This is a genomic window from Microvirga sp. BF8 (assembly GCF_059888585.1).
This window is the reverse complement of record NZ_CM187619.1, coordinates 4,150,531-4,171,451: the sequence shown is the minus strand read 5'-3', so window position 1 is coordinate 4,171,451 and position 20,921 is coordinate 4,150,531. Positions and strand designations below refer to the sequence as shown.

Sequence of the window (20,921 nt, the reverse complement as noted above, 5' to 3'; positions counted from 1 at the left end):
CCCCGGTAGAGGACTTGCCGAAGCATTCGTGACGGCGTTCCCAATTGAATGCGTGGTCCAAGTCTGGCACCATCGACGCCATCCCGCCGAATGGCGGGCCACTGGGGGCTGTCGAAATGTCGTTTCTTGGATGCGTTCGCGCCGTCGCTTTCGCGGCGACGGCGATGGTGGTCGGCGGCACCGCGATGCCTGCGGACGCGCAGGCTCCCGATGCCCAGGCCCTCCGCAAGCGCATCGACGGACTGCTCCCTGAATTCGAAACCTATCTCCAGGCGGGGATGAAGAGCTTTCGCGTCCCAGGCGTCGCGATCGGCATCGTCCATGACGACAAGCTGATCTATGCCAGGGGCTTCGGCGTGAAGGAGCTGACAAAGCCCGATCCCGTCGGCCCGGCCACGCTGTTCCAGATCGGTTCCACCACCAAGGCGTTCCTGAGTACCGCCTTGGCCCAGGCGGTTGATTCCGGGCACATCGAGTGGAGCGACCGCGTTGCCGATCTGGTGCCGGAATTCCAGCTCAGCAACCCATGGGTCGAGCACGATTTCCGCGTTCTCGATCTGACCGCCCAGCGCAGCGGGCTGACGCCCTATGTGAACGATGCGCTGACGGCTCTCGGCTACGATCCGGCAACGCTCGTCCGCTCCCTGCGGGACGCACCGCTGACCCTGACATTCCGGTCCGATTTCACCTATACCAACATCCCTCATCTCGTCGGCGGACAGATCCTGGCGAAAAAGGCAGGCCTGGCATCCTGGCCCGACGTGGTGAAACGGGCGATCCTCGCCCCTCTCGGCATGAAGGCGACCACGGCCACGGCCGAGGCCATCGCGAATGCTCCCGATCACGCGACGGGTCATCGGCAGACGGCGGTAGGCCCGGTCGCCGTTCCGTTCCATCCGTCCTTTCCCTATGCGCTCGGACCCGCCGGCGATCTCAATTCCAACATTCCGGACATGGCGCAGTGGCTGCGCCTGCAACTCGGTCGCGGGCAGTTCGAAGAACACGTGATCGTCTCGGAGAAGAACCTCGACGTGACCTGGACCCCACGCGTCGCGCTCAACGAGCGGCTATCCTATGCCCTCGGGTGGATCGTCAGCGCAACGCCGAACGGGCGCATCATCTGGCACAACGGCGGCACCGCGGGCTTCGGCGCCCATGTCGGGTTTCTTCCCGACCGCAATGTCGGCATCGTCGTGCTGACCAATGCCCAGAACAGCGGCTTTCCCGACGCCATCGCGCATTGGATGTATGACCGTCTCCTGGGCAATCCCACCGTCGACAACGTGGCCCTCGCCCTCGAGGCGGCCCGGACGAAGGAAGCGGAGGAGCGGGAGACGGCGGCGCGTCCCGCCAAGGCTCCTGCGCCACAGGACCTCTCGGTCTTCGCGGGAACATACACATCGTCCATCCTGGGCGACGTGACCGCCAGCGTCGCCGGACCTGCACTGCGCCTCAAACTCGAGGATACGGAGGCGATGCTGACGCTGGAGCCGCGCAGCGAAGACGTCTTCGATGCGCGACTCGATCCGGTGGGGCCCTATGCGCCCGTGGTCGCCATGGGGGGTGACGAGGTTCTGACGCAAGTGCGTTTCGAGCGCGACGAGAAGGGAGCCATCAAGCGGATGCGCTGGACCTCCCCGACCCTGCCGCAGGTCTTCGGACGGCAGCCATGAGGGGGACAAACGCCATGAGGCCGATGAAACATGTCATGCTCGCGGTGGCCGTCTCGGTCATCACGGGTTTCCCCGCAGCAAGCGCTTTCGCCCTGCCCGTCGCGCCGAGGCTCGAACCTGCGGCGACCCCGGCGCAGATGGGAATCCTCGACCTCTTCGCGGACGACGACGACTATGTCCACGACCGTCACTACGACTGGGACCAGTATCGCAATTCAACGAGCCGCAAGGAGCGCATCCGGGATTACTACAGGATGCAGAAAGAGGCGGAGAAGGATTACTGGCGCGCCCAGAAGCAGATGCAGAAGGACATGATCAAGCGCCAGCGCGGCTGGTGAGATCAGGGCCCTGCGAGGATCCCCTCGATGATATGGACGACCGCCGCCGCTTCGCGGAAGGTCGCGAGGCGGTTCTGCCGCCCGGCGAGGAGCTTGCCGAACTCGATGATCTGATGGGAGTCCGCCCGCGCGGGGGCGATCTCCTCGTCTCGAAACTGCAGGCGGTACCACTCGCTCATGACAGCCTTGCCTTTCGGCCCTGCCACCTCGAGGCGGTTGAAATCCTCGAGATCCCCCTCCACCGCACCGTCGATGGTCATCACGCAGGCAGGAAATTCCACCATGGCGCGGATGCGCGTCTCGGTGCCGTCAGAGCCGCGCTCCACGCGATGCTCCACCAACCGCGCCGGTCCGAAGAGGCGCAATGCCAGGAAGACCACATGGGAGACGACCTCGCGGGTAAAGCCGCCCTGTTCCGGGCCGGCGAGCCACCCGGCCGCGCCATGTTGCCATCCGCGGGGCCATGACCTGAATCGCACCGTCAGATGAGCGGAAAGCGTGTCGCCGAGTGCGCCGCTCGATACGATCTCCTGAAGCCGGACGGCGGCGGGCGCCGTCGCGAACGGGAAGTTGACGGCGGCCGCGATGCCGGCACGCTCGACCGCTTCGATGCAGGCGTTCGCCGATTCCGGCGAAACGGTCAGCGGCTTCTCGCAGAGCACCGCCTTTCCCGCCCGGGCTGCCGCCGCTACGAGCGCCTCGTGGGTCGCGGGCGGCGAGGCGATATAGACTGCGGCGATGGCAGGGTTGCTGACGAGTTCCTCGACGCTGGCTGCCCGCGTCACATCGGATTCGACGGGAGCCGGATCGTATCCGGCGACAATTCTGAAATCCGGGTTCGCCTTGAAGCTGTCGATCAGTCGTCGGCCCATGGTGCCGAGACCGATCACGCCGATGCCGTATGTCATTCCACCCGCCCTCGCTCTCGCCGCGAGGCTATAAAGCATTTTCCGGCGAAGTGGACTGGGATTCCGTCGGGCCGCGCAGCGCCCTCAACGCGTTCAGGATCACGGCCACATCGATTCCCTCCTGGAGAACGGCGCCCTCGATCGGTTCGAGATAGCCGAACGCGGCGGCGACCATCCCCAGGAGGGACAGGCCGATGCCCGCATACACGCTCTGCAGGGCAATCGCGCGGGAGCGGCGGGCGATGCGGATGCCGGATGCGATGCGGTCGAGCCGGTCCACCAGCAGAACCACATCCGCCGCTTCCGCCGAGGCAGCGGCTCCCTTCGCGCCCATGGCAACGCCGAGATCGGCCGCAGCCAGCGCCGGCGCATCGTTGACGCCGTCGCCGACCATCATCACGGGGCCACGCGGCCTCTCCGCCGCGACCACGGCGATCTTCTTGTCGGGACTGAGTTCTGCATGGATCGCGTCCAGATGCAGCCCAGCGGTCACGGCTTCCGCAACCGCCCGCCGGTCTCCGGTCGCCAGAACGATCCGTGCGACGCCGAGCGCCCGCAGGTCGTCGAGCAGCCTGGCCGTGCCGGAACGCAACGAGTCTGCCAGGGTGAGACTGCCTGCAAAGCACCCATCGACCGCGACGCCGACGCGAACCGAGCCGGCCTCGTGTCCGCTGCCATGCAGGGCCGCCCCTCCATCTGAGGAATGCCTCGCCACGAACCGAAGGCCGCCGACGACGACGGAATGGCCATCCACCATGCCCTGGAGCCCGTCCCCCGGGGTCTCGGCGACGGCTGTCGGAACGGAGAGCGAGAGGCCATGGCTCCGCGCCTCGCGCACGAGCGCCTGGGCGATTACGTGGCTCGACGCCTGGTCGAGGGACGCCGCCAGCGCCAGGAGCTGTGAGGGCGGCATCGCGCCGGCGGGCTCGATCCTGGTCAGATGGGCTTCGCCATGGGTGAGGGTTCCGGTCTTGTCGAGGACGAGGCTGCGGGTCCGGGCCATCACTTCCAGTGCCTTGCCCCCCTTTACCAGGATGCCGGCCTTGGCCGCCCGGGATACGCCCGCAATGATGGCAACCGGTACAGCCAGGATCAGCGGGCAGGGTGTCGCCACGACCAGGACGGCCAGCCCGCGCACCGGGTCCCCGGTCCAGATCCAGGCGCCGCCTGCCAGAAGGACGGTGATGGCCAGAAACACAAGGGCGAAGCGGTCGGCGAGGCGGGCCATGGGCGCCTTCGAGCGCTGGGCGGCCGCGACGAGGCGAACGATGCCCGCATAGGTGCTCTCATCCGCCCGGTGGGTGGCGGTGAGATCGAAGGCATCTCCTGCATTCGCGGAGCCGCTCATCGCCGCCTCGCCCGGTTGCAACTGCACCGGAACCGATTCGCCTGTGAGGGCCGATTGGTCGAGAACGGCGACGCCGTTGACGAGAGTGCCGTCCACCGGGACGATTTCGCCCCTGCGCACCAGCAGCCGGTCCCCGGGCTTGACGAGCGCGAGAGGGACTTCGCCGAGGCTGCCATTCGTGTAGCGCATCGCGGTGCGGGGCACCCGCGAAAGAAGCGCGGTCATGTCCCGCGTTGCGCGCCGCTCCGCAAAGCTCTCGAGGTACTGCCCTCCTGCATACATCAGCGCGACCACGACGGCTGCAAGGGTTTCGCCCAGCACGAGGGCTCCGGTCATGGAGAGGGCAGCGACGATATCGAGGCCGACATCGCCGCGGCGCAGGCTGCCGACGATTTCGGCGAGGAGGGCTGCAAGGATCGGAGCCGTCGCGAGTGCCCAGATCCGTGCGGGCCATTCCATGAGTCCGGCTGCATAGGCCGCGGCCCCGAGAAGGAGGCCGGCTGCCGGTATGGCAACCAGGACCGGTCGCGAACGGTGCCAGATCGTCACCAGAAACGCGCCCGCCGGACCGGAACGGGAAATTGGATCGTCAGCCGCCACGGACAGGAACCTTTGTGATAATTTTCTTACCAGATTTTCTTCGTGGAAAAAGTCGACATAAAGAAATGGCAGTGTAGACCTGTTTCCTCACAGACACACGGACCCGGGAATTGCCGGACCGCGTCCGTTCGCGCGCCTGCACGGTCGATTACCTTGCTCCCCTATGGTAATGCTGCCCCAACGATGCTTGATCCTGACCCGGTCTGAGGTCAGGACGGCACCCGAAGCCTAGGAAGTCTCATGCATTTGTCGAAGTCCGCCGTCCTTGCCTCCCTGCTCGTCGCCAGTTCCGTCGTGGCTCCTGCCCAGGCCGCGGATCTCTTTTCGCCGGCGCCTTTCGTGCCAGCCGGCTGGATCGTGACGCTGAAGGGCAACCTCAAGGTCGGCCCGTCCTATCCGGGCGCGGATGATTTCAGTGTGATCGGCTTTCCGTCCCTGAGCTTCCGCCGCGCGGGGACGCCTGAGCTCTTCAGCGCCCCGGACGACGGTCTCAGCTTCTCCGTCCTCGAGGAATCGGCGGTCCGTGTCGGTGTCGTGGGACGCTTCCAGGGCGGGCGCTATCTGAAGGACGATCGCCGCCTGTTCGGTCTGGATAAGATCGACTGGGCCGTCGAGCCCGGCGTCTTCGTGGAATATTGGCCGCTCCAGTTCCTGCGCGCCCGCGCCGAGCTCCGGCATGGCATCAACGGGCACCACGGCTTCGTCGCCGATTTCGGTCTCGATTTCGTGCAGACCTATGGCGCCCTGACCTTCTCGGTCGGCCCGCGCCTCGCCCTCGGCGACAACGATTTCACCAAGACCTATTTCGGCGTGACGCCGCTGGAGGCGGCTCTCAACGGCCAGGTGACGCCCTATAAGCCATCCGGCGGCATCACCTCGGTCGGCGCGACCACGGGCGTCACCTATCGGTGGTCGGAGCAATGGTCGACCACGGCCTATGTCACCTACAAGCGCTTGGTGGGCGACGCGGCCGACAGCCCGATCGTGAAGCGCTTCGGCTCGGAGAACCAGTTCGGTTTCGGCCTTACGGCGGCGTATTCCTTCAGCACGGGCCAGTGATCGGACGTGCGTCGAGCGGGTCGGGTTGGCCCGCTCGCCGGAGCGCCTGAAGCCGGCTGAGCCTCAGCGGGAATAGATGGCGGAGTTCCCGCTGTGCTCCTTGACCTCGACGCTTTCGAGCCACACCCGGCCACCGGTCTCCTTGTGCGCGAAGGCGGCGACGTAGTCGAAGACGTGCTTGGCCGTGGCCTCGCAGCCGACAGCGGGAAGGATGCGCAGGTCGACCAGGCCGTCGCGGTGGAGGGTTTCGAACCGGGCCAGTTCGGGATCGTCCTCGGCGACCAGCATGGTGTGGTCGAACATGTGCTTCAGCCACTCCTTTACCGGCTTCAGCCCGCCGAAATCGAGACACCAATGGCGCTCGTCGAGTTCGTAGGTTGCGAACACGAACCGGAAGGCCAGGGCGTAACCGTGGATCAGCCGGCAATGGGAATGGGTGGCGCGCCACTGCCGGAAGCAGCAGGACAGGCCCTCATTATGGTCGTAGCTCTTCGTGGACCGGTAGATTTCGCGGGCGACGGCTTCGGCGCCGGAATCCAGTCTGGTCATCGCGACGGATACGTTCATGGGGCTGATCTCCGGGTTTTCTGTTCGAGATGGCCTAGTCGGCGTGCTGGCGGTCGAGGGTTGTGCATTCGTCGATGAATTCGCGCTTCAACTGCCCATCCGCCGACAGGGCGCCCCAGTAATAGGTGTTGACCATGCGGCTGCGCCGCGATGCCCGGACGCCGCGCTGCGTCTTGCACATATGCACCGCGCTGACGCGCACGGCGAGGCCGCGGGGCTTCGTCATGTCCAGAATGTACTGGCCGATCTGCTTGACCATCTCCTCCTGGATCTGGAGCCGTGACGCGAAATGCTCCACGATCCGGTCGTACTTCGACAACCCGATGATTTTTCCGTCGGCCGCCGGCAGGATCCCGATATAGGCGTGTCCATAGATGGGCATGAGATGATGCGCGCACATGGACCGTACCTCGATCGGGCCTGTGACGATCATCTGGTCGTAGGCCTGCGCATTGTCGAACTCGGTGATCCGGGGCGGAGCCGTGTAGCGTCCTTCCAGAATCTCTTCGACATACATCTTCGCGACCCGCATCGGAGTCTCGCGGGTGTTGTGATCGTTCTGGTGATCGATGCGGAGGATGTCGAACAGTTCTTCGATCTTCATGGCCGCGGCTGCAATCATGGCGGCCCGCTCGGCCTCGTCGAGAGGCTGGCTCAAGGCCTCGTTGCAAAGCTGCGCCGGCTTTGTCTCCCGCGTGTGAAAGTTCATGATTTGCCTATAGTTTCCAATTCTTTAAGATGCCACCTGATGTCTTAACGTAGCATGAAATATTACGTAGTTGACCTGCAGCACTCAGAGCTAGCTATAACCTCTTTTTGTTGCTATCAAAATTAGTATCGAAGCTTCATTTCAGTTTTATGCCGAATTAACGGGTTGCGTATCCGGCCTTGGGCCGGGAACGGAGAAAAAAATGTCAGTCGCCAAGACGAAACAGGTTATCATTGGGGCGCTCATGGGTCTCATGGGCATGGCCGTCGCCAGCCTGGCAATGGCCGATCCGCTTCCCGTCCCGACCGAAAAGCCGATCCTGACGATCGCGGGCAAGATCGGCACCACCAACAAGAATGGAGAGGCCCAGTTCGATCGGCCCATGCTCGAATCCCTCGGCCTTCTCACCGTGGAGACCACGACGCCGTGGTATACCGGCCCGGTGAAGTTCGAGGGCGTCTCCCTCGACAAGCTGATGAAGCTGGTCGGGGCCTCCGGTGAACGGGCAGTCGTCGTTGCGCTCAACGATTACAGCAGCGAGATCCCGGTAGCAGATTTCGCGAAGTATAACGTCATCCTCGCTCTCAAGCGCAACGGCGAATACATGCCGGTGAAGGACAAAGGGCCGCTCTTCGTGATCTATCCGTTCGACAGCATGCCGGAGCTGAAGAGCCAGACCTATTACGGCCGCGCCGTGTGGCAAGTTGCCAAAATCATCGTGAAGTAGCGACGGAGGCGGCGCGCTGATGAGCTTCGACGGACCGTCGTTGTCGCTGCGGATCCTCAAGGCGGTCCTCGCCATCGTGATCGGCTGCTTTCTCCTGTCGGCGGCCTATATCTCGAGCCTGGTCGTCGAGCGACAGGAAGCGCTCAAGCAGGTCTCCCGGTACAACACGTCCTGGCTCGCCAGCCAGGCGGTCTCCGAGTTCACCCGCCTGGAGCAGCGACTGAGCGCCTTCAGCGCCCCCGACGGGGAGGTCGACAAGGCCGAGGTCGAGCTGCGCTACGATATCCTGGTCAGCCGCGCCAAGCTTCTCAACGACGGCGAGTTCGAGGATTTCGTCAAGAGGGACCCCGAGCGCCAAGCCACCGTCACGCAGCTGCGCGAGGCGCTGACTGCAACGCAGCCGCTGATCCAGCAGCTCGACCAGCCGGGCAATGCCCACAAGGCCCTGATCCTTCTTCAGCCCCTCGAGACGAAGATCACGGCGCTGGCCTCGGCGGCGAATCATTATGGCGCCCAGCGCGTGACCGAGGATCAGCATGAGCTGATTCGCCTGCACTGGCTGTTTTCCAGCCTGGCGGCGGGCCTCATCGTCTGCGGCTTCATTCTGCTCGGCCTCCTCGGATGGCACAACCGGCTGCTGACCCGGGCCCATCACGATCTGCGCTTCCTGGCAGAGAACTTGCAGCTGACCTCGGAGGAGCTGAAGAAGGCCAACAAGGCCCTCGGCAATGCCTACGCGGAGCTTCAGCACCAGAACGGCGTTCTGCAGATCCAGGAGATCGAGCTGCGGACGCAGAACGAGCGGTTCAACGCCGCGCTCAACAACATGTCGCACGGCCTCTGCATGGTGGACAGCAAGGGCCATATCATCGTGTTCAATGCGCGTTTCGCGCACCTCTTCGAGCTGGAGAGCTCGGTCCAGCCCGGCGCGACGCTCAACCAGTTGATCGGCTATGCGGATGCCCGGGGCCGGGAAGGCGCAGCGGCCCTGCGGCAGATCTGCGCGGAGCAGCAGGAGCTGATCCAGAGCCGGCGCAGCGCCACCTTCATTCAGGGCCAGCCGGGCGGCCGGACCATCGCCGTGTCGCATCAGCCCATGAGCGACGGCGGCTGGGTCGCGACTTACGAGGATATCACAGAGCGTCGGCAGGCGGAGAGCCAGATCGCCTACATGGCCCACCACGATGCCCTGACCGATCTCGCCAACCGGGTTCTGTTCCGGGAACAGATGGAGCGGGCGCTGGCCCAGACCCATCGGCACGAGACCGGCATCGCCGTGCTCTGCCTCGATCTCGACCGTTTCAAGGACGTGAACGATTCCCTCGGGCACGAAACCGGCGATGCGCTCCTGAAGGTTGTGGCCCATCGCCTCCAGGACTGCGTGCATGACGGTGACGTCGTCGCCCGTCTCGGCGGCGATGAGTTCGCGGTCCTGCAGATGTCCGTGCGGGAGCCGCACGATTGCGCCGTGCTCGCGATGCGGATCGTCGAATCCCTCGGTGCGCCCTACGATATCCACGGACAGGAGATCGTCATCGGCACCAGCGTCGGGATCGCCCTGGCATCCGAGGGAAACCCATCGCCCGATCAGCTTCTCAAGCATGCGGACCTCGCCCTCTACCGCGCCAAGTCCGTCGGGCGTGGCACGTTCCGCTTCTTCGAGCCTGAAATGGACGCCCAGCTGCAGGCGCGGCGGGTTCTCGAGGTCGACCTTCGCAAGGCTCTGGCCAATGAAGAGTTCGAACTCTTCTACCAGCCGCAGGTCGATATCCGGAAAATGGAGATCACCGGTTATGAGGCGCTGCTGCGGTGGCGCCATCCGGAACGCGGCATCGTCTCTCCGGGAGAGTTCATCCCCGTCGCGGAGGATATCGGCCTGATTTCGCCGCTGGGAGAATGGGTTGTCCGCGAGGCTTGCCGCGAAGCCTCGACCTGGCCGGCTCCCATGACCGTCGCCGTCAACCTGTCGCCCGTGCAGTTCCGGAACAGGCACCTCGTGCAAAGTGTGAAGGAGGCGCTGCAGGCCTCCGGCCTCTGCCCCAGCCGTCTCGAACTCGAGATCACCGAGTCGGTGCTCCTGCAGGACAACGATACGACGGTCGCCACCCTGCATCAGCTCCGCAAGCTCGGGGTTCACATCGCCATGGACGATTTCGGGACCGGCTATTCCTCCCTGAGCTATCTGCGCAGCTTCCCCTTCGACAAGATCAAGATTGACCAGTCGTTCGTTCAGGGCCTCTCCTCCCGGGCGGACTGCCTGGCCATCGTGCAGTCGATCGCGGGACTCGGCGCCAGCCTCGGCATGAGCACAGTAGCCGAGGGGGTGGAGACTGAGGATCAACTCGTCCAGCTGCGCGCTGCCGGATGCTCAGAAGTTCAGGGCTACTATTTCGGGCGTCCCAAGCCGGCCCGGGACCTGGTCCATACACTCGACGCCGGCAGCCTCGCCCGGGCTGCCGGCTAGGGCGACGCTCGCCAGAGACGCCGGAGACGATCCTGTCGGATGGGCAAGCGAGCGCGAGCGCCGATCTGTCTCAGTGGGTATTGAAGGTCCAGAGGAGGTTTGCCTTGAGGGTGTGGTCCTGGGCGCGGCGGCCGATCTGGCCGCTGTAGCTGAGGCCGAGGCTGAGCCGGTCGGCGGCCTGCCAGGCGAGCCCGGCCTCGGCGACGAGGGCATCGCGGTCGAGCGGCACGCCGGCGACCGCAAACGGGCTGGTGCCGCCGGCAAAGGCCAGGAGCGCCGCCGGCGCGACATCGCCATAGGCATGGCGCCAGCCGAGCAGGCCGCGCAGGGTCAGCGGCCCCTGGTCGCCGATCTGGGCCGCGCCGCGCAGCCCCACCGTGGTGGTGGCGAGATCGAAGCGCTGGCCAAAGCCGGTGAGCGCCGCCGCGCCGCCGGTCTCCTGGAAGCGGTCGGTGTCGAGCCGCAGCACGGATGCGCCGGCGAACGGCTCGAGGGCGGCCGCTCCGAGGCCGATCCGGTAGCCGATCTCGCCAAACGCCTGCAGGGTCGAGCCGTCATAGGCGGCGCTCACGGCATCGGCAAAGCCGGGAAAGGCGATGCTGCGCCGGGTGGCGATGTCGTGGCGGGCATAGGCCGCGCCGAGCCGCAGATTCAGGTCGCCCCACGAGCCTGTGCCGTAGAGGGCGCCGACCACGCTCTCGCTGGTGCCGGAGGAGAGCCGGGCATCGACGTCGAAGCGGGTGCGGGTGAAGCCGCCGGCGAGGCCGAGGCGCAGGCCGTCGGAGACGAGCGCATCGGCGCCGAGCAGGAAGCCGCCGGTGGCGGTGGCGAGGCTGGCGGCATTGCCGTCCGAGCGGCGGCGGCCCCAGGCGCCGAAGCCTTCGCCCCACAGGGCATAGCGCGGCTCGACCGGGGCCAGGGCCACGGGCTGCGGCGCTGTCCCGGGCCGGTCGGCGGCAAAGGCGGCAGGATAGGGGCCCTGGGCCAAGAGCGGCACGGACGAGCCGATCAGGGGCTGGCGCAGGCGGGCGAGCAGGGCGGTCTCGACCAGGCGGGCATCGCCGTAGGCCGCCGTCACCGCACCCGCATGCGCCTCACCCGACAACGCATCGAATGCCTGGTCGGCCGAAGCCGCATCGAGCCGCATGATCGCATCGTCGAGCAGGCTTCCCTGGCCGAGAGCTTCGATGGCCGCCGCCACGTCCTTGCCGTCGAGCGAAGTCTCCGCGTTGGCGAAGGGCACGCCGTTGCGCTCGAAGCTGACCGTCACGCTGTTCCCGGAATAGCGCAGTCTGGGGTCGAGGAAGGCAGAGACGCTGTTGGTGCGCAGGGTGCCGAAGACACCGGTCGCACCGCCTGCCGAGCTGACGATTTCGATTGGCATGCCGACAGGTGCCAGACCGTCCACCAACTCCACGTCCAGAGTTCCACCGGCGAGATTCGTCGTTCCGCCGACCACAAGCCGGTCATGGGCTCCCCGGTCGTTGGCGTCGACCCGGTAAGTCGAGCTCGACAGCAGGGTGGCGTTGCCCGTGATGGTCAGGGTACCGAATGTGCCGCCTGCAGAGCCGCCCGGCTCCAGGGTGCCTGCGAGGGTGAGCGGAGCCTGGATGACGCCGGTTCCACGCAGCGTTCCGGCGGCGCCGACCGTCATGGACGACGAGACGGAGCCCGTCAGGGTGAGAATGCCGCCGAGCACGTCGGTGCCGCCCGCATAGCTGTTGGCGCCCGTGAGGACGAGATTGCCGGAGCCGCGCTTGATGAGTCCGCCCGCGCCGACGATATCGTTCGACCACACCGAGTCGTAACCCCTGGTGTTCACGTCGAAGACCGGCGCGAAGCCCTCAGCTCCGAATTGCTTAGGGCCTTTCACGGCGCGTCCCAGATTCAGGAGGCCGCGACCATAGATCTCTTTCGGACCGATATTATCCGTCGTGGTCAGCATCACCTCGATGATCTGACGCGCCGTCATGTAGGGGAATGCCTCCCGCAGTACGGCGGCGGCACCGGCGGCGACGGGCGCCGCCATCGACGTGCCGACCATGGGCGCATAGGTGCTGTAGGGATAGGTCGAGAGGATCTCATAGTACTCTTTGCTCTGCCCGGGGAGAGCATGATCCCCGCCAGGGGCGGCAAGACACCAGAGGAAGGTCACGCCGCAGCGGTTGCTGTAGCTCGAGATCTGGTTGTTGCGGTCCGTCGCGACGACGGCGATCAGCGTGCCCTGCAGATCGGAGAAGTCGAGATTGGCATAGTGGGGGTCGGCGGGATCCGCGTAGACATAGGTCGAAGGATCGTTCGGATCGTCCCCATCCGTGACGAACCTGTAGGCCCCCGCCTGGGTATTGCCGGGACGGATATATGGAAAGAAGCCAATCCCATCGGGACTCGACGCGGCGATAGGCTGGTCCTGATACGAGTTTCCAGCCGAGAAGATGAGGACGATATCGGCATCGGCCGCGGCCTTGACGGCGTCGTGCTCCGCCTGGAGGGACGGTCCGATGAGGAGCTTGTCCGCCATCACTTGGTGGGTGGGGTTGACGACGTAATTGCCGGGTGATGCGGGATCCCGGATCCAGCGCGGCGGAAGCGGATTGGGGCCATAGCTTCCGTTGATGACCTTGGCTCCGTTCGCAGCCGCATAATACAGGGCGGAAAGGGTCGGGTCGTCCTGCTCGCGTTCGGTCGCGACTTCAACGGCCCGCAGGGGCAGGATCGTGGCATTGTAGGCGACGCCCTGGGTTCCCACGCCGTTGCGCGCGGCGCCGATGATGCCGGCGACATGGGTGCCGTGACCAGCGATCTGGCCGTTTTCTTCGAGATCCGACATGAAGCCGGGCGGTTCATTGGCTGCGAAGGACCGCAACAGGGGCGAAATCCGTCCGGCAAATTCCGGATGATGGATGTCGAGGCCCGTATCGATCACTCCGACGAGGACGCCCTTGCCGGTGAACCCCTGTGCATAGGCCTCGGCGGCGTTGATTTTTCCCAGGAACCAGGACCGATGATATTCGTCCGTCTCGAAAAAGGTGGGGGAGGAGGACGGACCCGCCGCATTGGCGCGTATGGAGGACAGTCCCCACAGGTTCCATGCCGGCGCCGAGTAGGCCCGAATGCCGAATGGCTCCTCCAGGAAGAGCGGCAGGCGGGCAACCGAAGCGTCTTCCGCGAAGGCATTCGAGGTGCCCGCGCAGAGGCCGAGCGACGCTGTACCGGCCAACAGGCTCGCGGCAAGAAGGCGCGCACGAAGAGAAACGCGTGCACCCGCGCGAACGCGAGGCCCGAAGGAAGATGCTGTCATAATGCCCCCAAAGAAATTCCAACGCGTCTTTTGAAAGACGTCGTGATTTGAGGGGGCAGACTAAGAATTTAGGCCTGCAGGTCTAGCGGCATTCCTTTGCGGAACTTGCGCTTTTCACCGCGTGTTACTCTGGCGCAACTGCGAAGGCTGTAACAATTCGAACCTCAGCCGAGCGGCCGGAACACGCGACTTTCCCCACGTGGCTTTTGCCGCCCGGGCTGGTCGGCGATCTGGCGTGGAGCGCGCCGGTGCTTGGCGGCCGCCCGCCTGTGGACGCGGATTACGCGGTGGCGCGGGCGCTCTGCCGAGGCTCCCACGACGCCGCCGATCACGCCCCCGACGGCCGCGCCGATGGGGCCCCCGACGACCGCACCCGCGAGGGCGCCGGTTCCGGCGCCGGCCGCGGTGGCAGCCTGCGCCCGGGCCAGTGTCGGAGTCAGGGCGAGGGCGGTCAGGGAGATCATGGCAAGAGCGAACTGACGCATCGGCAATCCTCATGGACAGATCCCCGGCAACGCCCGTCGCTCGGGCAGGGTTCCACTGGCGAATGCCGGTCGCCCGGACTTCCAGAGCTCAAGGCCGGCTTCAGGGGAAGACCGCGACACTCTTGATGTTGACGAATTCATGGATTCCGAAATCGGAGCATTCGCGCCCGTGGCCGCTCTCCTTGACGCCTCCGAACGGCATGCGCGGGTCGGATCGCACATTGCCATTTACGAAGCTCATGCCGGATTCCAGCGCCTCCGCCGCGATCCGCTCGCCACGGGCGAGATCCCTCGTGATGACACCGGATCCCAGGCCGAAACGGGAATCGTTGGCGATGCGGATCGCGTCGCTCTCGTCCACCGCCTCGATGATGGCAGCGACAGGTCCGAAGAGTTCCTCGTCATAAGCAGGCATGCCAGGGCGCACATCGGTCAGCACCGTCGGCGGATACCAGGCGCCGGGGCGGTGCGGGACAGTGCCTCCGGTCAGCAGGCGCGCGCCGCGGGCCAGGCTGCGGCGGACCTGATCGTGAATCTGGTCACGCGCCTTCACGCTTTCCAGGGGACCGAGTTTCGTCTCCGTGCTGCGCGGGTCGCCCATGGCGTAGCGCTCCATCTCCGCCGTGAGGGCGCGCTCGAACGCCTCCCGGACCGGCGGCACGACAATGAAGCGTTTGCCGGCGATGCAGCTCTGCCCGCCGTTGACCATGCGGGCGGTGGCGCAGACCTTGGCCGCCTGTGCGATATCCGCGTCCTCGAGCACGAGATAGGCATCCGACCCGCCCAGTTCGAGCACGGTCTTCTTCAGGGCCTCCCCCGCAGCCGCTGCCACATGCCGGCCCGCTGCCACGCTGCCGGTGAGGGTGACCGCAGCGATGCTCGGGTCGTCGATGAGGAATTTCACGTATGCGCTCGGGATCAGGAGCGAGCGGAAAATATCGTCTGGGAACCCGGCCTCGCGGAAAACGCTCTCGATGGCGAGGGCGCATCCGGGAACATTGCTGGCATGTTTCAGCACCGCCGTGTTGCCCGCCATCAGGGTCGGCGCGGCGAAACGGAAAACCTGCCAGAACGGGAAGTTCCAGGGCATGACGGCGAGGACGGTCCCGATCGGATTGAAGGTGACGAATGCCTTGTGTCCATCGAGGGCAACCGGCCGCCGGCTCAGGAACGCTTCCGCATTGTCGGCGAAGTAATCGCAGTTGAATGCGCACTTCTCGACTTCCGCCTGCCCATCGGCAAGCAGTTTGCCCATCTCCGCGGTCATCGTCTCGGCGAATTCCACCTGGCGGCTGCGGAGCACGCGGGCGGCTTCCTTCATGAGGCGAGCGCGCTCGGAGAAGGATACGCGCCGCCATGCCTGAAAGGCGTTGTGGACATCCCTGGCAATGGCCAGGGCCTCCGGGATCGAGTGCCCGTCGTAGCTGCGCCCAGAGTTTCCTGTTGCAGGATTGACGGTCTCGAAACGGGGCTTTTCGGCAGAGACGGGATTGCGATGGTCGGACAGCGAGCTTTCGGCCATTGCGGCCTCCTTTCAGGAGGCGGCTCCGTTCAGGGGCGAAGGAGCCGCAATACTGTCTCCGATAAGCCTGCGGCCGAGGCTCGGTTCCTCGCTCAGGCTATCCCATCCCGTGGCCGTCCCTCAATGGGCTATCAGGATCGGGAGGTCCGACCGTTCCAGCATGTCGCGGCTGGTGCCGCCGAGGATCCATTCCCGTGTGCGGGAATGGCCGTACCCGCCCATGACGATGAGATCGACGGACATCCGATGGGCCTGCTCGAGAATGACGTCCCCGACGGAGCGTCCCTTGCTCTCGACAAGATTGACTTCGACCTGCGTTCCGTAGCGGCCGAGATGCTGCGCGATGTCGACGTCGATGGTGGGCTTGCCGGGACCCGATTGTTCAGGGTCGACGACAAGGACGCCCGTGCGGGTTGCCTTTTCGATGAAGGGAGCCGCCTCGGCGATCGCCCGTGCCGTTTCGCGAGTGTCGCGCCAAGCGACCAGAACCCGTCGGATCTCGTCGGAGGGTCTTCTCTCCGGCGGGACCACATAGATGCCGCGTCCGCTTCCGAAGAGCACGGCCTCGAACAGGTCGTCCCATTGCGCCCCGTCCTTGCCATCATAGGGTTTCTTGGCCACGAAAAGATCGGCCCGCCGGGCCTCCGAGACCGCTTCCCCGATCAGCTGACCGAGCGTGCCGTCGAGCCTGCGTACTTCGTTGGGGACGCCGAGGCGCGAGAAACGTTCGACGAGGCGCTGCTGGATCCGGTCGCCGCTGCGTCGGGCCTCCTCGTCGAGTTCGGCAATCACCTCGGCCGCCGCGGCGCCGCCATCAAGCGGAACCATGGGCGCCAGATCGGGAAGCGTGTTCGTGAAGAGCCCCGTCACATGAGCCTGGCACGTGGTCGCGACCGCCTCGGCGTGCGTCAGGCGGAGCTCGTCGTCCGCGCTTCCATCCAAATGAACCAGAACGTCCTTGATCATCATGTTCTCCATGCAGTCCGGGCGACGAGAATCCGCACGGGCTATCCGTCTATCTCGATACCTTGCGCATTCAACACCGGGTTCGGTTTTTTGTCCTTGATTTTAAGCAAAGCCTGAGGATCTTTTCGGACCGTCGGATCGACCGCCCGCCGGACAGTCATGCATCGAGGGCGCTTTCCAGGGTAAACAGCTCCTGGGAGCGCTTCACGCCGCGCAGGGCATAGCGGCCGACGCACACGAACTGCGTACGGTCGGACGCGGTGGCAGCAGACGAGAAGGCCGAGGAAAGAAGGACATTCCGCTCCACCGAATGGCAGAGGGCGGCGATCCGGCTGACTTCGTTCACGGCAGGACCGACCACCGTGAAGTCGAGACGGTCCTGGCTGCCGACATTGCCGTAGAAGACCTCGCCGATATGCAGGCCCAGATAGGCTTCGGTCACAGGAAGCCCGAGCGCCGTCCGGTCTCGATTGAGGGTCTCGATCTTTCGGCGCATCGCATCCTCCGCCGCGAGGGCCTGACGGCAGGCGAGGCCCTGATCCTCAGCCTTGAAGATGGCGAGAGTACCGTCGCCGATGAGCTTGAGAACATCCCCGCCGGCCTCGTGAATCGATGAGATGATCGCCTCGGAATAATCGTTCAGGAAAGGGATGATCTGCTCCGGCGTGGAGCCTTCGGCGATGCGGGTGAAGCCGCGCAGATCGCTGTACCACAGCACAGCGGAGATCCGATCCGTGACGCCGCGCGCAATTCGCCCGCTCAGCACCCTGTGACCCGCGTCGCGACCAAGATAGGTCTCGACCAGGGTCTCGGCGATCCGGGTGAGCGAGCTGCATTTCATGGCGAGCGCCAGGGACGGAACGAGTTTGCGCAGGCTCGCGATGTCCTGGTCCGAGAAGCCCGACGGCGCATCGGTCGTCCAGGAGGAGAAGATGCAATCCATCTCGCCGATCACGCCTCGGGCCGTGAAACGCTGAATGAGCGCCAGGTAGTCGGTCTGGCCCAGAAGGCGCAGATCCTCGAGAATGGGAAAGTCGACCGGGTGATCCGGACCGATCCGACGACGGAGAAGGTCCTCCCCCTTCTGATAGAGATGAAAGTAAGGGCTGCGCCGCCAGATCTGGTCCGACTCCGTTCCTTCGCTGCGACGGCCGTATTCCGAAACGGGCTCGAACTCCGCTTCGTGGAGCCAGCGGAAAACCCGTCCCTCGAAGACGGGATGCAGCGTGTCGATGCCCATCGTCGCGCGGCTGACCCGGAGCCCGGCCCCGACCAGGCGGCTGCAGAACTCGCCAAGCAGTTCCGTTTCCTCCGTGCCGACCAATCCCGCTTCGGTCACCCACTCCACGATGCTTTTCGCCTGGACAACGTCCATGGAACTGCTCCTTGGGAAACGGTAAGGGATGGTTGGGCGGCACCTCGGCCGGGCGGGTCTATAGCACGTCCGGGGCTTCGGCCCCAGTGCCCAAGGACATGAGCATCGCCCGCAGCGGTAACCTCAGCCCCATTTCACTGGGGTGATCCTTCGGGTCGCTGACAGGGAGACCCGGTTCCGTGCAAGGCATCGGTCACGTCGCCCGACCCTGCGCAACCTGCGTGACCGGAATGCCATTGTCGCCGAGGGCAGGAACCAGAACGGCGGCGCCCTGCAGGCGCCCGCCGCGCAGGTCGGCGAGAGCCTCGTTGGCGGCCTCAAGGGGATAGGGCGTGGTCTGCGTCCTGATCTGCGCTTTTGGAACAAGGGACAGGAAGTCCCGCGCATCCTGCCGGGTCAGGTTGGCCACGGACAGAATCTGCCGTTCCTCCCAGAGGAGGCTGTAGGGAAATTGCGGGATGTCGCTCATATGGATTCCGCCGCAGACGACGCGCCCGCCTTTCCTCACGGCGCGCAGTGCCACCGGCACCAGGTCCCCTACAGGTGCAAAGATGATGGCGGCATCCAGCGCCTTGGGCGATTCCTGATCCGAGCCACCGGCCCAGGCTGCGCCGAGCTCCCGAGCGAATTCCTGTGCCGCCTCGTCGCCCGGCCGGGTGAAGGCGAAGACGCGCCGGTTCTGCCAGCGGCAGACCTGCGCCAGGATATGGGCGGCGGCTCCGAATCCATAGATGCCGATATCGCTGCCTGATCCTGCCGCCACGAGGGAGCGCCAGCCGATCAGTCCGGCGCACAGAAGCGGTGCAAGCGCCACCGGATCGCCGTCCTCGGGAAGCTGGAACGAGAAGCTCGCATCGGCGACCGCATGAGTCGCGAATCCGCCGTCACGGGTGTAGCCTGTGAACAGCGGTGCATCGCACAGGTTCTCGTGCAGCGAAAGACAATAGGCGCAGTGGCCGCAGGTGTGGCCGAGCCAGGGAATTCCGACCCGGTCGCCGATGGCGAATCCGCTGACATTCGTGCCCAGTGCATCGACGCGCCCTACGATCTCGTGGCCGGGAACGAGGGGAAGCTTGGGATTGGGGAGATCGCCGTCGACCACGTGAAGGTCGGTCCTGCAAACGGCACAGGCTTCCACCGTGACGCGGATCTCACCAGCGCCGGGGACAGGGAGCGGCCGCGTCTCCCGAACGAGGGGCGTACCGATGCGATGGAGCACCATGGCGTGCATGGAACGAAAAGGTCTCATGCCGCAGACAGCCCGACAAGGGGCAGATCACCGACGCGTCATGGCGTCATTTCCGCGCCGATTCGCTCCTCCAGGGAAGCAAGCTCCCTGAGGTAGGGACTGCGTCGCTCCTCGTGCTGCCGCCGGAGTTTTGCAGCCCAGACGCGCTTGGTCTCGTCATCTCCGCCCGCATGCGCGATGGCATCGAGGTTCCGCCGGTAGGCAAGATCGATATCGGCAAGATCCGACAGGAGGAATTGCAGGCGGGGGAGGATGTCGGGCGAGTACACCCGGTCCTTCGGGGATGTCGGCCAAAGGTTCAGCAACTCTAAGCCTGTGGTCATCGTCTCCTCCGTTCCCGTGTTGCGGCGCCGGACCTCGGGCCCGGCATGTTGAACGATAAGGCGATTTCGATGCCGCGAAATTGATCGCGATCAATCAACGGGGAGAATGCCCATTGCCAAGGTCATGAAAGCATTTCAGGCCGGTGCCGGCGCTCTGCCTTAGCCTTCAGGACCTCACCACGAGTCGTCGGATCATGATACCCTGCTCCCGGATCAGATGGGAGGGGTGAATATGCCTCGGATGAAAGTTGCGATCTTCGCAGAGCCGGGACGGATCGTCCTCGATGAAAAGCCTATCCCGGATGTCGGCCCTCTCGATGCTCTGATCCGGATCACCACCACCACCATCTGCGGAACCGATATTCATATCCTCAAGGGCGAGTATCCTGTTGCGCGCGGGCTGACCATTGGCCACGAGCCCGTCGGCATCATCGAGAAGCTCGGCTCGGCCGTGAAGGGCTACCGCGAAGGGCAGCGGGTGATCGCCGGTGCGATCACCCCGAGCGGGTACAGCGAAGCCTGCCTGTGCGGATGTCATTCGCAGGACGGTGCCGGCACGAAGCACGGCTGGAAGCCCCTGGGCGGATGGCGGTTCGGAAACACCATCGACGGCGCTCAGGCCGAATACCTGCTCGTTCCCGATGCGATGACCAATCTCGCGCCGGTCCCAGAAGGGCTGGCCGACGAGCAGGTCCTGATGTGTCCCGATATTCTGTCGACCGGTTTCTCCGGGGCGGAGAGCGGGGGTATCCGCATCGGAGATATCGTGGCCGTCTTCGCGCAGGGGCCCATCGGGCTCTGCGCCACGGCCGGGGCGCGGCTGATGGGTGCCAGCACCATTATCGCGGTCGAAAGCGTGCCCGCGCGCATGGAAATTGCGCGGCGGATGGGAGCGGATCACGTGGTCGACTTCACGAAGGCCGATCCGGTCGAGGAAATCAGACTTCTCACGGATGGACGCGGTGTCGATGTCGCCATCGAGGCTCTCGGACGCCAGGAGACCTTCGAGGCGGCCCTTCGCGTGCTGCGCCCGGGCGGCACGCTCTCCTCTCTCGGGGTCTATTCCTCCGACATCAGGATCCCCCTCGACGGGTTCCTGGCCGGTCTCGGCGATCACACCATCAGGACAACCCTTTGCCCTGGCGGAAAGGAGCGCATGCGGCGGCTGATCGCGACGGTCGCGTCGGGCCGGGTCGATACGACGCCGCTCGTGACCCATCGCTTCAAGCTCGACGACATCGAGGCGGCCTATGACCTGTTCGGCCACCAGCGCGACGGGGTCCTGAAGGTGGCGATCACGCCCTGAA

Annotated in this window: 17 protein-coding genes; 6 read left to right on the top strand and 11 right to left on the bottom strand. The window is 65.2% G+C overall.

All coding sequences use genetic code 11. The features are described from left to right. Nucleotides 1-116 precede the first annotated feature (116 nt). Both AC522E_RS19660 and AC522E_RS19655 read left to right on the top strand, forming a co-directional pair. Nucleotides 117-1,673, top strand: a complete 1,557-nt coding sequence (locus AC522E_RS19660) for a serine hydrolase (protein WP_500747915.1) — start codon at nucleotides 117-119, stop codon at nucleotides 1,671-1,673. A gap of 14 nt (nucleotides 1,674-1,687) precedes the next feature. Then, complete coding sequence (locus tag AC522E_RS19655; protein WP_500747914.1) at nucleotides 1,688-2,011, top strand: hypothetical protein; 324 nt, start codon at nucleotides 1,688-1,690, stop codon at nucleotides 2,009-2,011. A gap of 2 nt (nucleotides 2,012-2,013) precedes the next feature. On the opposite strand, the gene AC522E_RS19650 is transcribed toward AC522E_RS19655, so the two are convergent. Then, on the bottom strand, nucleotides 2,014-2,919 hold the full coding sequence (locus AC522E_RS19650; protein WP_500747913.1) for a Gfo/Idh/MocA family protein: 906 nt from the start codon (nucleotides 2,917-2,919) through the stop codon (nucleotides 2,014-2,016). A 28-nt stretch (nucleotides 2,920-2,947) separates the two neighbouring features. Continuing rightward, a complete protein-coding gene (locus AC522E_RS19645) occupies nucleotides 2,948-4,867 on the bottom strand; it encodes a heavy metal translocating P-type ATPase (protein ID WP_500747912.1) in 1,920 nt (639 codons plus the stop codon). Nucleotides 4,868-5,107: 240 nt separating this feature from the next. Here AC522E_RS19645 and AC522E_RS19640 point away from each other — a divergent pair, with 240 nt between their 5' ends. Continuing rightward, nucleotides 5,108-5,926: a MipA/OmpV family protein gene (locus tag AC522E_RS19640; protein WP_500747911.1), complete on the top strand. Its 819-nt coding sequence runs from the start codon at nucleotides 5,108-5,110 to the stop codon at nucleotides 5,924-5,926. A 63-nt stretch (nucleotides 5,927-5,989) separates the two neighbouring features. Here AC522E_RS19640 and AC522E_RS19635 read toward each other — a convergent pair whose 3' ends face one another. Both AC522E_RS19635 and folE read right to left on the bottom strand, forming a co-directional pair. Further along, nucleotides 5,990-6,493 (bottom strand): 6-pyruvoyl trahydropterin synthase family protein, encoded by a 504-nt coding sequence (locus AC522E_RS19635; protein ID WP_500747910.1) that lies wholly within the window; start codon nucleotides 6,491-6,493, stop codon nucleotides 5,990-5,992. Nucleotides 6,494-6,527: 34 nt separating this feature from the next. Next, nucleotides 6,528-7,202 (bottom strand): GTP cyclohydrolase I, encoded by a 675-nt coding sequence (gene folE, locus AC522E_RS19630; protein WP_500747909.1) that lies wholly within the window; start codon nucleotides 7,200-7,202, stop codon nucleotides 6,528-6,530. Nucleotides 7,203-7,404: 202 nt separating this feature from the next. Here folE and AC522E_RS19625 point away from each other — a divergent pair, with 202 nt between their 5' ends. Together AC522E_RS19625 and AC522E_RS19620 are read left to right on the top strand one after the other, a co-directional pair. Continuing rightward, a complete protein-coding gene (locus AC522E_RS19625; protein ID WP_500747908.1) occupies nucleotides 7,405-7,929 on the top strand; it encodes a putative pterin-binding protein in 525 nt (174 codons plus the stop codon). 19 nt (nucleotides 7,930-7,948) lie between these two features. Next, nucleotides 7,949-10,393 (top strand): putative bifunctional diguanylate cyclase/phosphodiesterase, encoded by a 2,445-nt coding sequence (locus AC522E_RS19620; protein ID WP_500747907.1) that lies wholly within the window; start codon nucleotides 7,949-7,951, stop codon nucleotides 10,391-10,393. Nucleotides 10,394-10,463: 70 nt separating this feature from the next. Here the strand turns inward: AC522E_RS19620 and AC522E_RS19615 are convergent, their stop codons facing one another. From AC522E_RS19615 to AC522E_RS19585, 7 genes are all read right to left on the bottom strand, one after another. Next, the gene (locus tag AC522E_RS19615; RefSeq protein ID WP_500747906.1) at nucleotides 10,464-13,613 is read right to left on the bottom strand and encodes an autotransporter domain-containing protein; all 3,150 of its coding nucleotides are present in this window, start codon (nucleotides 13,611-13,613) and stop codon (nucleotides 10,464-10,466) included. Nucleotides 13,614-13,858: 245 nt separating this feature from the next. Further along, on the bottom strand, nucleotides 13,859-14,179 hold the full coding sequence (locus AC522E_RS19610; RefSeq protein ID WP_500747905.1) for a hypothetical protein: 321 nt from the start codon (nucleotides 14,177-14,179) through the stop codon (nucleotides 13,859-13,861). A gap of 100 nt (nucleotides 14,180-14,279) precedes the next feature. Next, nucleotides 14,280-15,701, bottom strand: a complete 1,422-nt coding sequence (locus AC522E_RS19605) for an NAD-dependent succinate-semialdehyde dehydrogenase (protein ID WP_500747904.1) — start codon at nucleotides 15,699-15,701, stop codon at nucleotides 14,280-14,282. Nucleotides 15,702-15,821: 120 nt separating this feature from the next. Beyond that, a complete protein-coding gene (locus AC522E_RS19600; RefSeq protein WP_500747903.1) occupies nucleotides 15,822-16,670 on the bottom strand; it encodes a universal stress protein in 849 nt (282 codons plus the stop codon). Between the two features lie 154 nt (nucleotides 16,671-16,824). Then, a complete protein-coding gene (locus tag AC522E_RS19595; protein ID WP_500747902.1) occupies nucleotides 16,825-18,042 on the bottom strand; it encodes an adenylate/guanylate cyclase domain-containing protein in 1,218 nt (405 codons plus the stop codon). Nucleotides 18,043-18,235: 193 nt separating this feature from the next. After that, nucleotides 18,236-19,273, bottom strand: coding sequence for a zinc-dependent alcohol dehydrogenase family protein (locus AC522E_RS19590; protein WP_500750771.1), 1,038 nt, complete (start codon nucleotides 19,271-19,273; stop codon nucleotides 18,236-18,238). 56 nt (nucleotides 19,274-19,329) lie between these two features. Beyond that, nucleotides 19,330-19,614 (bottom strand): hypothetical protein, encoded by a 285-nt coding sequence (locus AC522E_RS19585; RefSeq protein WP_500747901.1) that lies wholly within the window; start codon nucleotides 19,612-19,614, stop codon nucleotides 19,330-19,332. A 232-nt stretch (nucleotides 19,615-19,846) separates the two neighbouring features. Between AC522E_RS19585 and AC522E_RS19580 the strand changes: the two genes are divergently transcribed. Then, nucleotides 19,847-20,920, top strand: coding sequence for an NAD(P)-dependent alcohol dehydrogenase (locus AC522E_RS19580; RefSeq protein ID WP_500747900.1), 1,074 nt, complete (start codon nucleotides 19,847-19,849; stop codon nucleotides 20,918-20,920). The last annotated feature ends 1 nt before the right edge of the window (nucleotide 20,921 follow it).

Excerpts from the sequence above, each read along its gene's own strand:
- AC522E_RS19660 (WP_500747915.1), top strand. The coding sequence starts at position 117 with ATGTCGTTTCTTGGATGCGTTCGCGCCGTCGCTTTCGCGGCGACGGCG.
- AC522E_RS19655 (WP_500747914.1), top strand. The coding sequence starts at position 1,688 with ATGAGGCCGATGAAACATGTCATGCTCGCGGTGGCCGTCTCGGTCATC.
- AC522E_RS19650 (WP_500747913.1), bottom strand. The coding sequence starts at position 2,919 with ATGACATACGGCATCGGCGTGATCGGTCTCGGCACCATGGGCCGACGA.
- AC522E_RS19640 (WP_500747911.1), top strand. The coding sequence starts at position 5,108 with ATGCATTTGTCGAAGTCCGCCGTCCTTGCCTCCCTGCTCGTCGCCAGT.
- AC522E_RS19635 (WP_500747910.1), bottom strand. The coding sequence starts at position 6,493 with ATGAACGTATCCGTCGCGATGACCAGACTGGATTCCGGCGCCGAAGCC.
- folE (WP_500747909.1), bottom strand. The coding sequence starts at position 7,202 with ATGAACTTTCACACGCGGGAGACAAAGCCGGCGCAGCTTTGCAACGAG.
- AC522E_RS19625 (WP_500747908.1), top strand. The coding sequence starts at position 7,405 with ATGTCAGTCGCCAAGACGAAACAGGTTATCATTGGGGCGCTCATGGGT.
- AC522E_RS19620 (WP_500747907.1), top strand. The coding sequence starts at position 7,949 with ATGAGCTTCGACGGACCGTCGTTGTCGCTGCGGATCCTCAAGGCGGTC.
- AC522E_RS19610 (WP_500747905.1), bottom strand. The coding sequence starts at position 14,179 with ATGCGTCAGTTCGCTCTTGCCATGATCTCCCTGACCGCCCTCGCCCTG.
- AC522E_RS19605 (WP_500747904.1), bottom strand. The coding sequence starts at position 15,701 with ATGGCCGAAAGCTCGCTGTCCGACCATCGCAATCCCGTCTCTGCCGAA.
- AC522E_RS19600 (WP_500747903.1), bottom strand. The coding sequence starts at position 16,670 with ATGATGATCAAGGACGTTCTGGTTCATTTGGATGGAAGCGCGGACGAC.
- AC522E_RS19595 (WP_500747902.1), bottom strand. The coding sequence starts at position 18,042 with ATGGACGTTGTCCAGGCGAAAAGCATCGTGGAGTGGGTGACCGAAGCG.
- AC522E_RS19590 (WP_500750771.1), bottom strand. The coding sequence starts at position 19,273 with ATGCACGCCATGGTGCTCCATCGCATCGGTACGCCCCTCGTTCGGGAG.
- AC522E_RS19585 (WP_500747901.1), bottom strand. The coding sequence starts at position 19,614 with ATGACCACAGGCTTAGAGTTGCTGAACCTTTGGCCGACATCCCCGAAG.
- AC522E_RS19580 (WP_500747900.1), top strand. The coding sequence starts at position 19,847 with ATGCCTCGGATGAAAGTTGCGATCTTCGCAGAGCCGGGACGGATCGTC.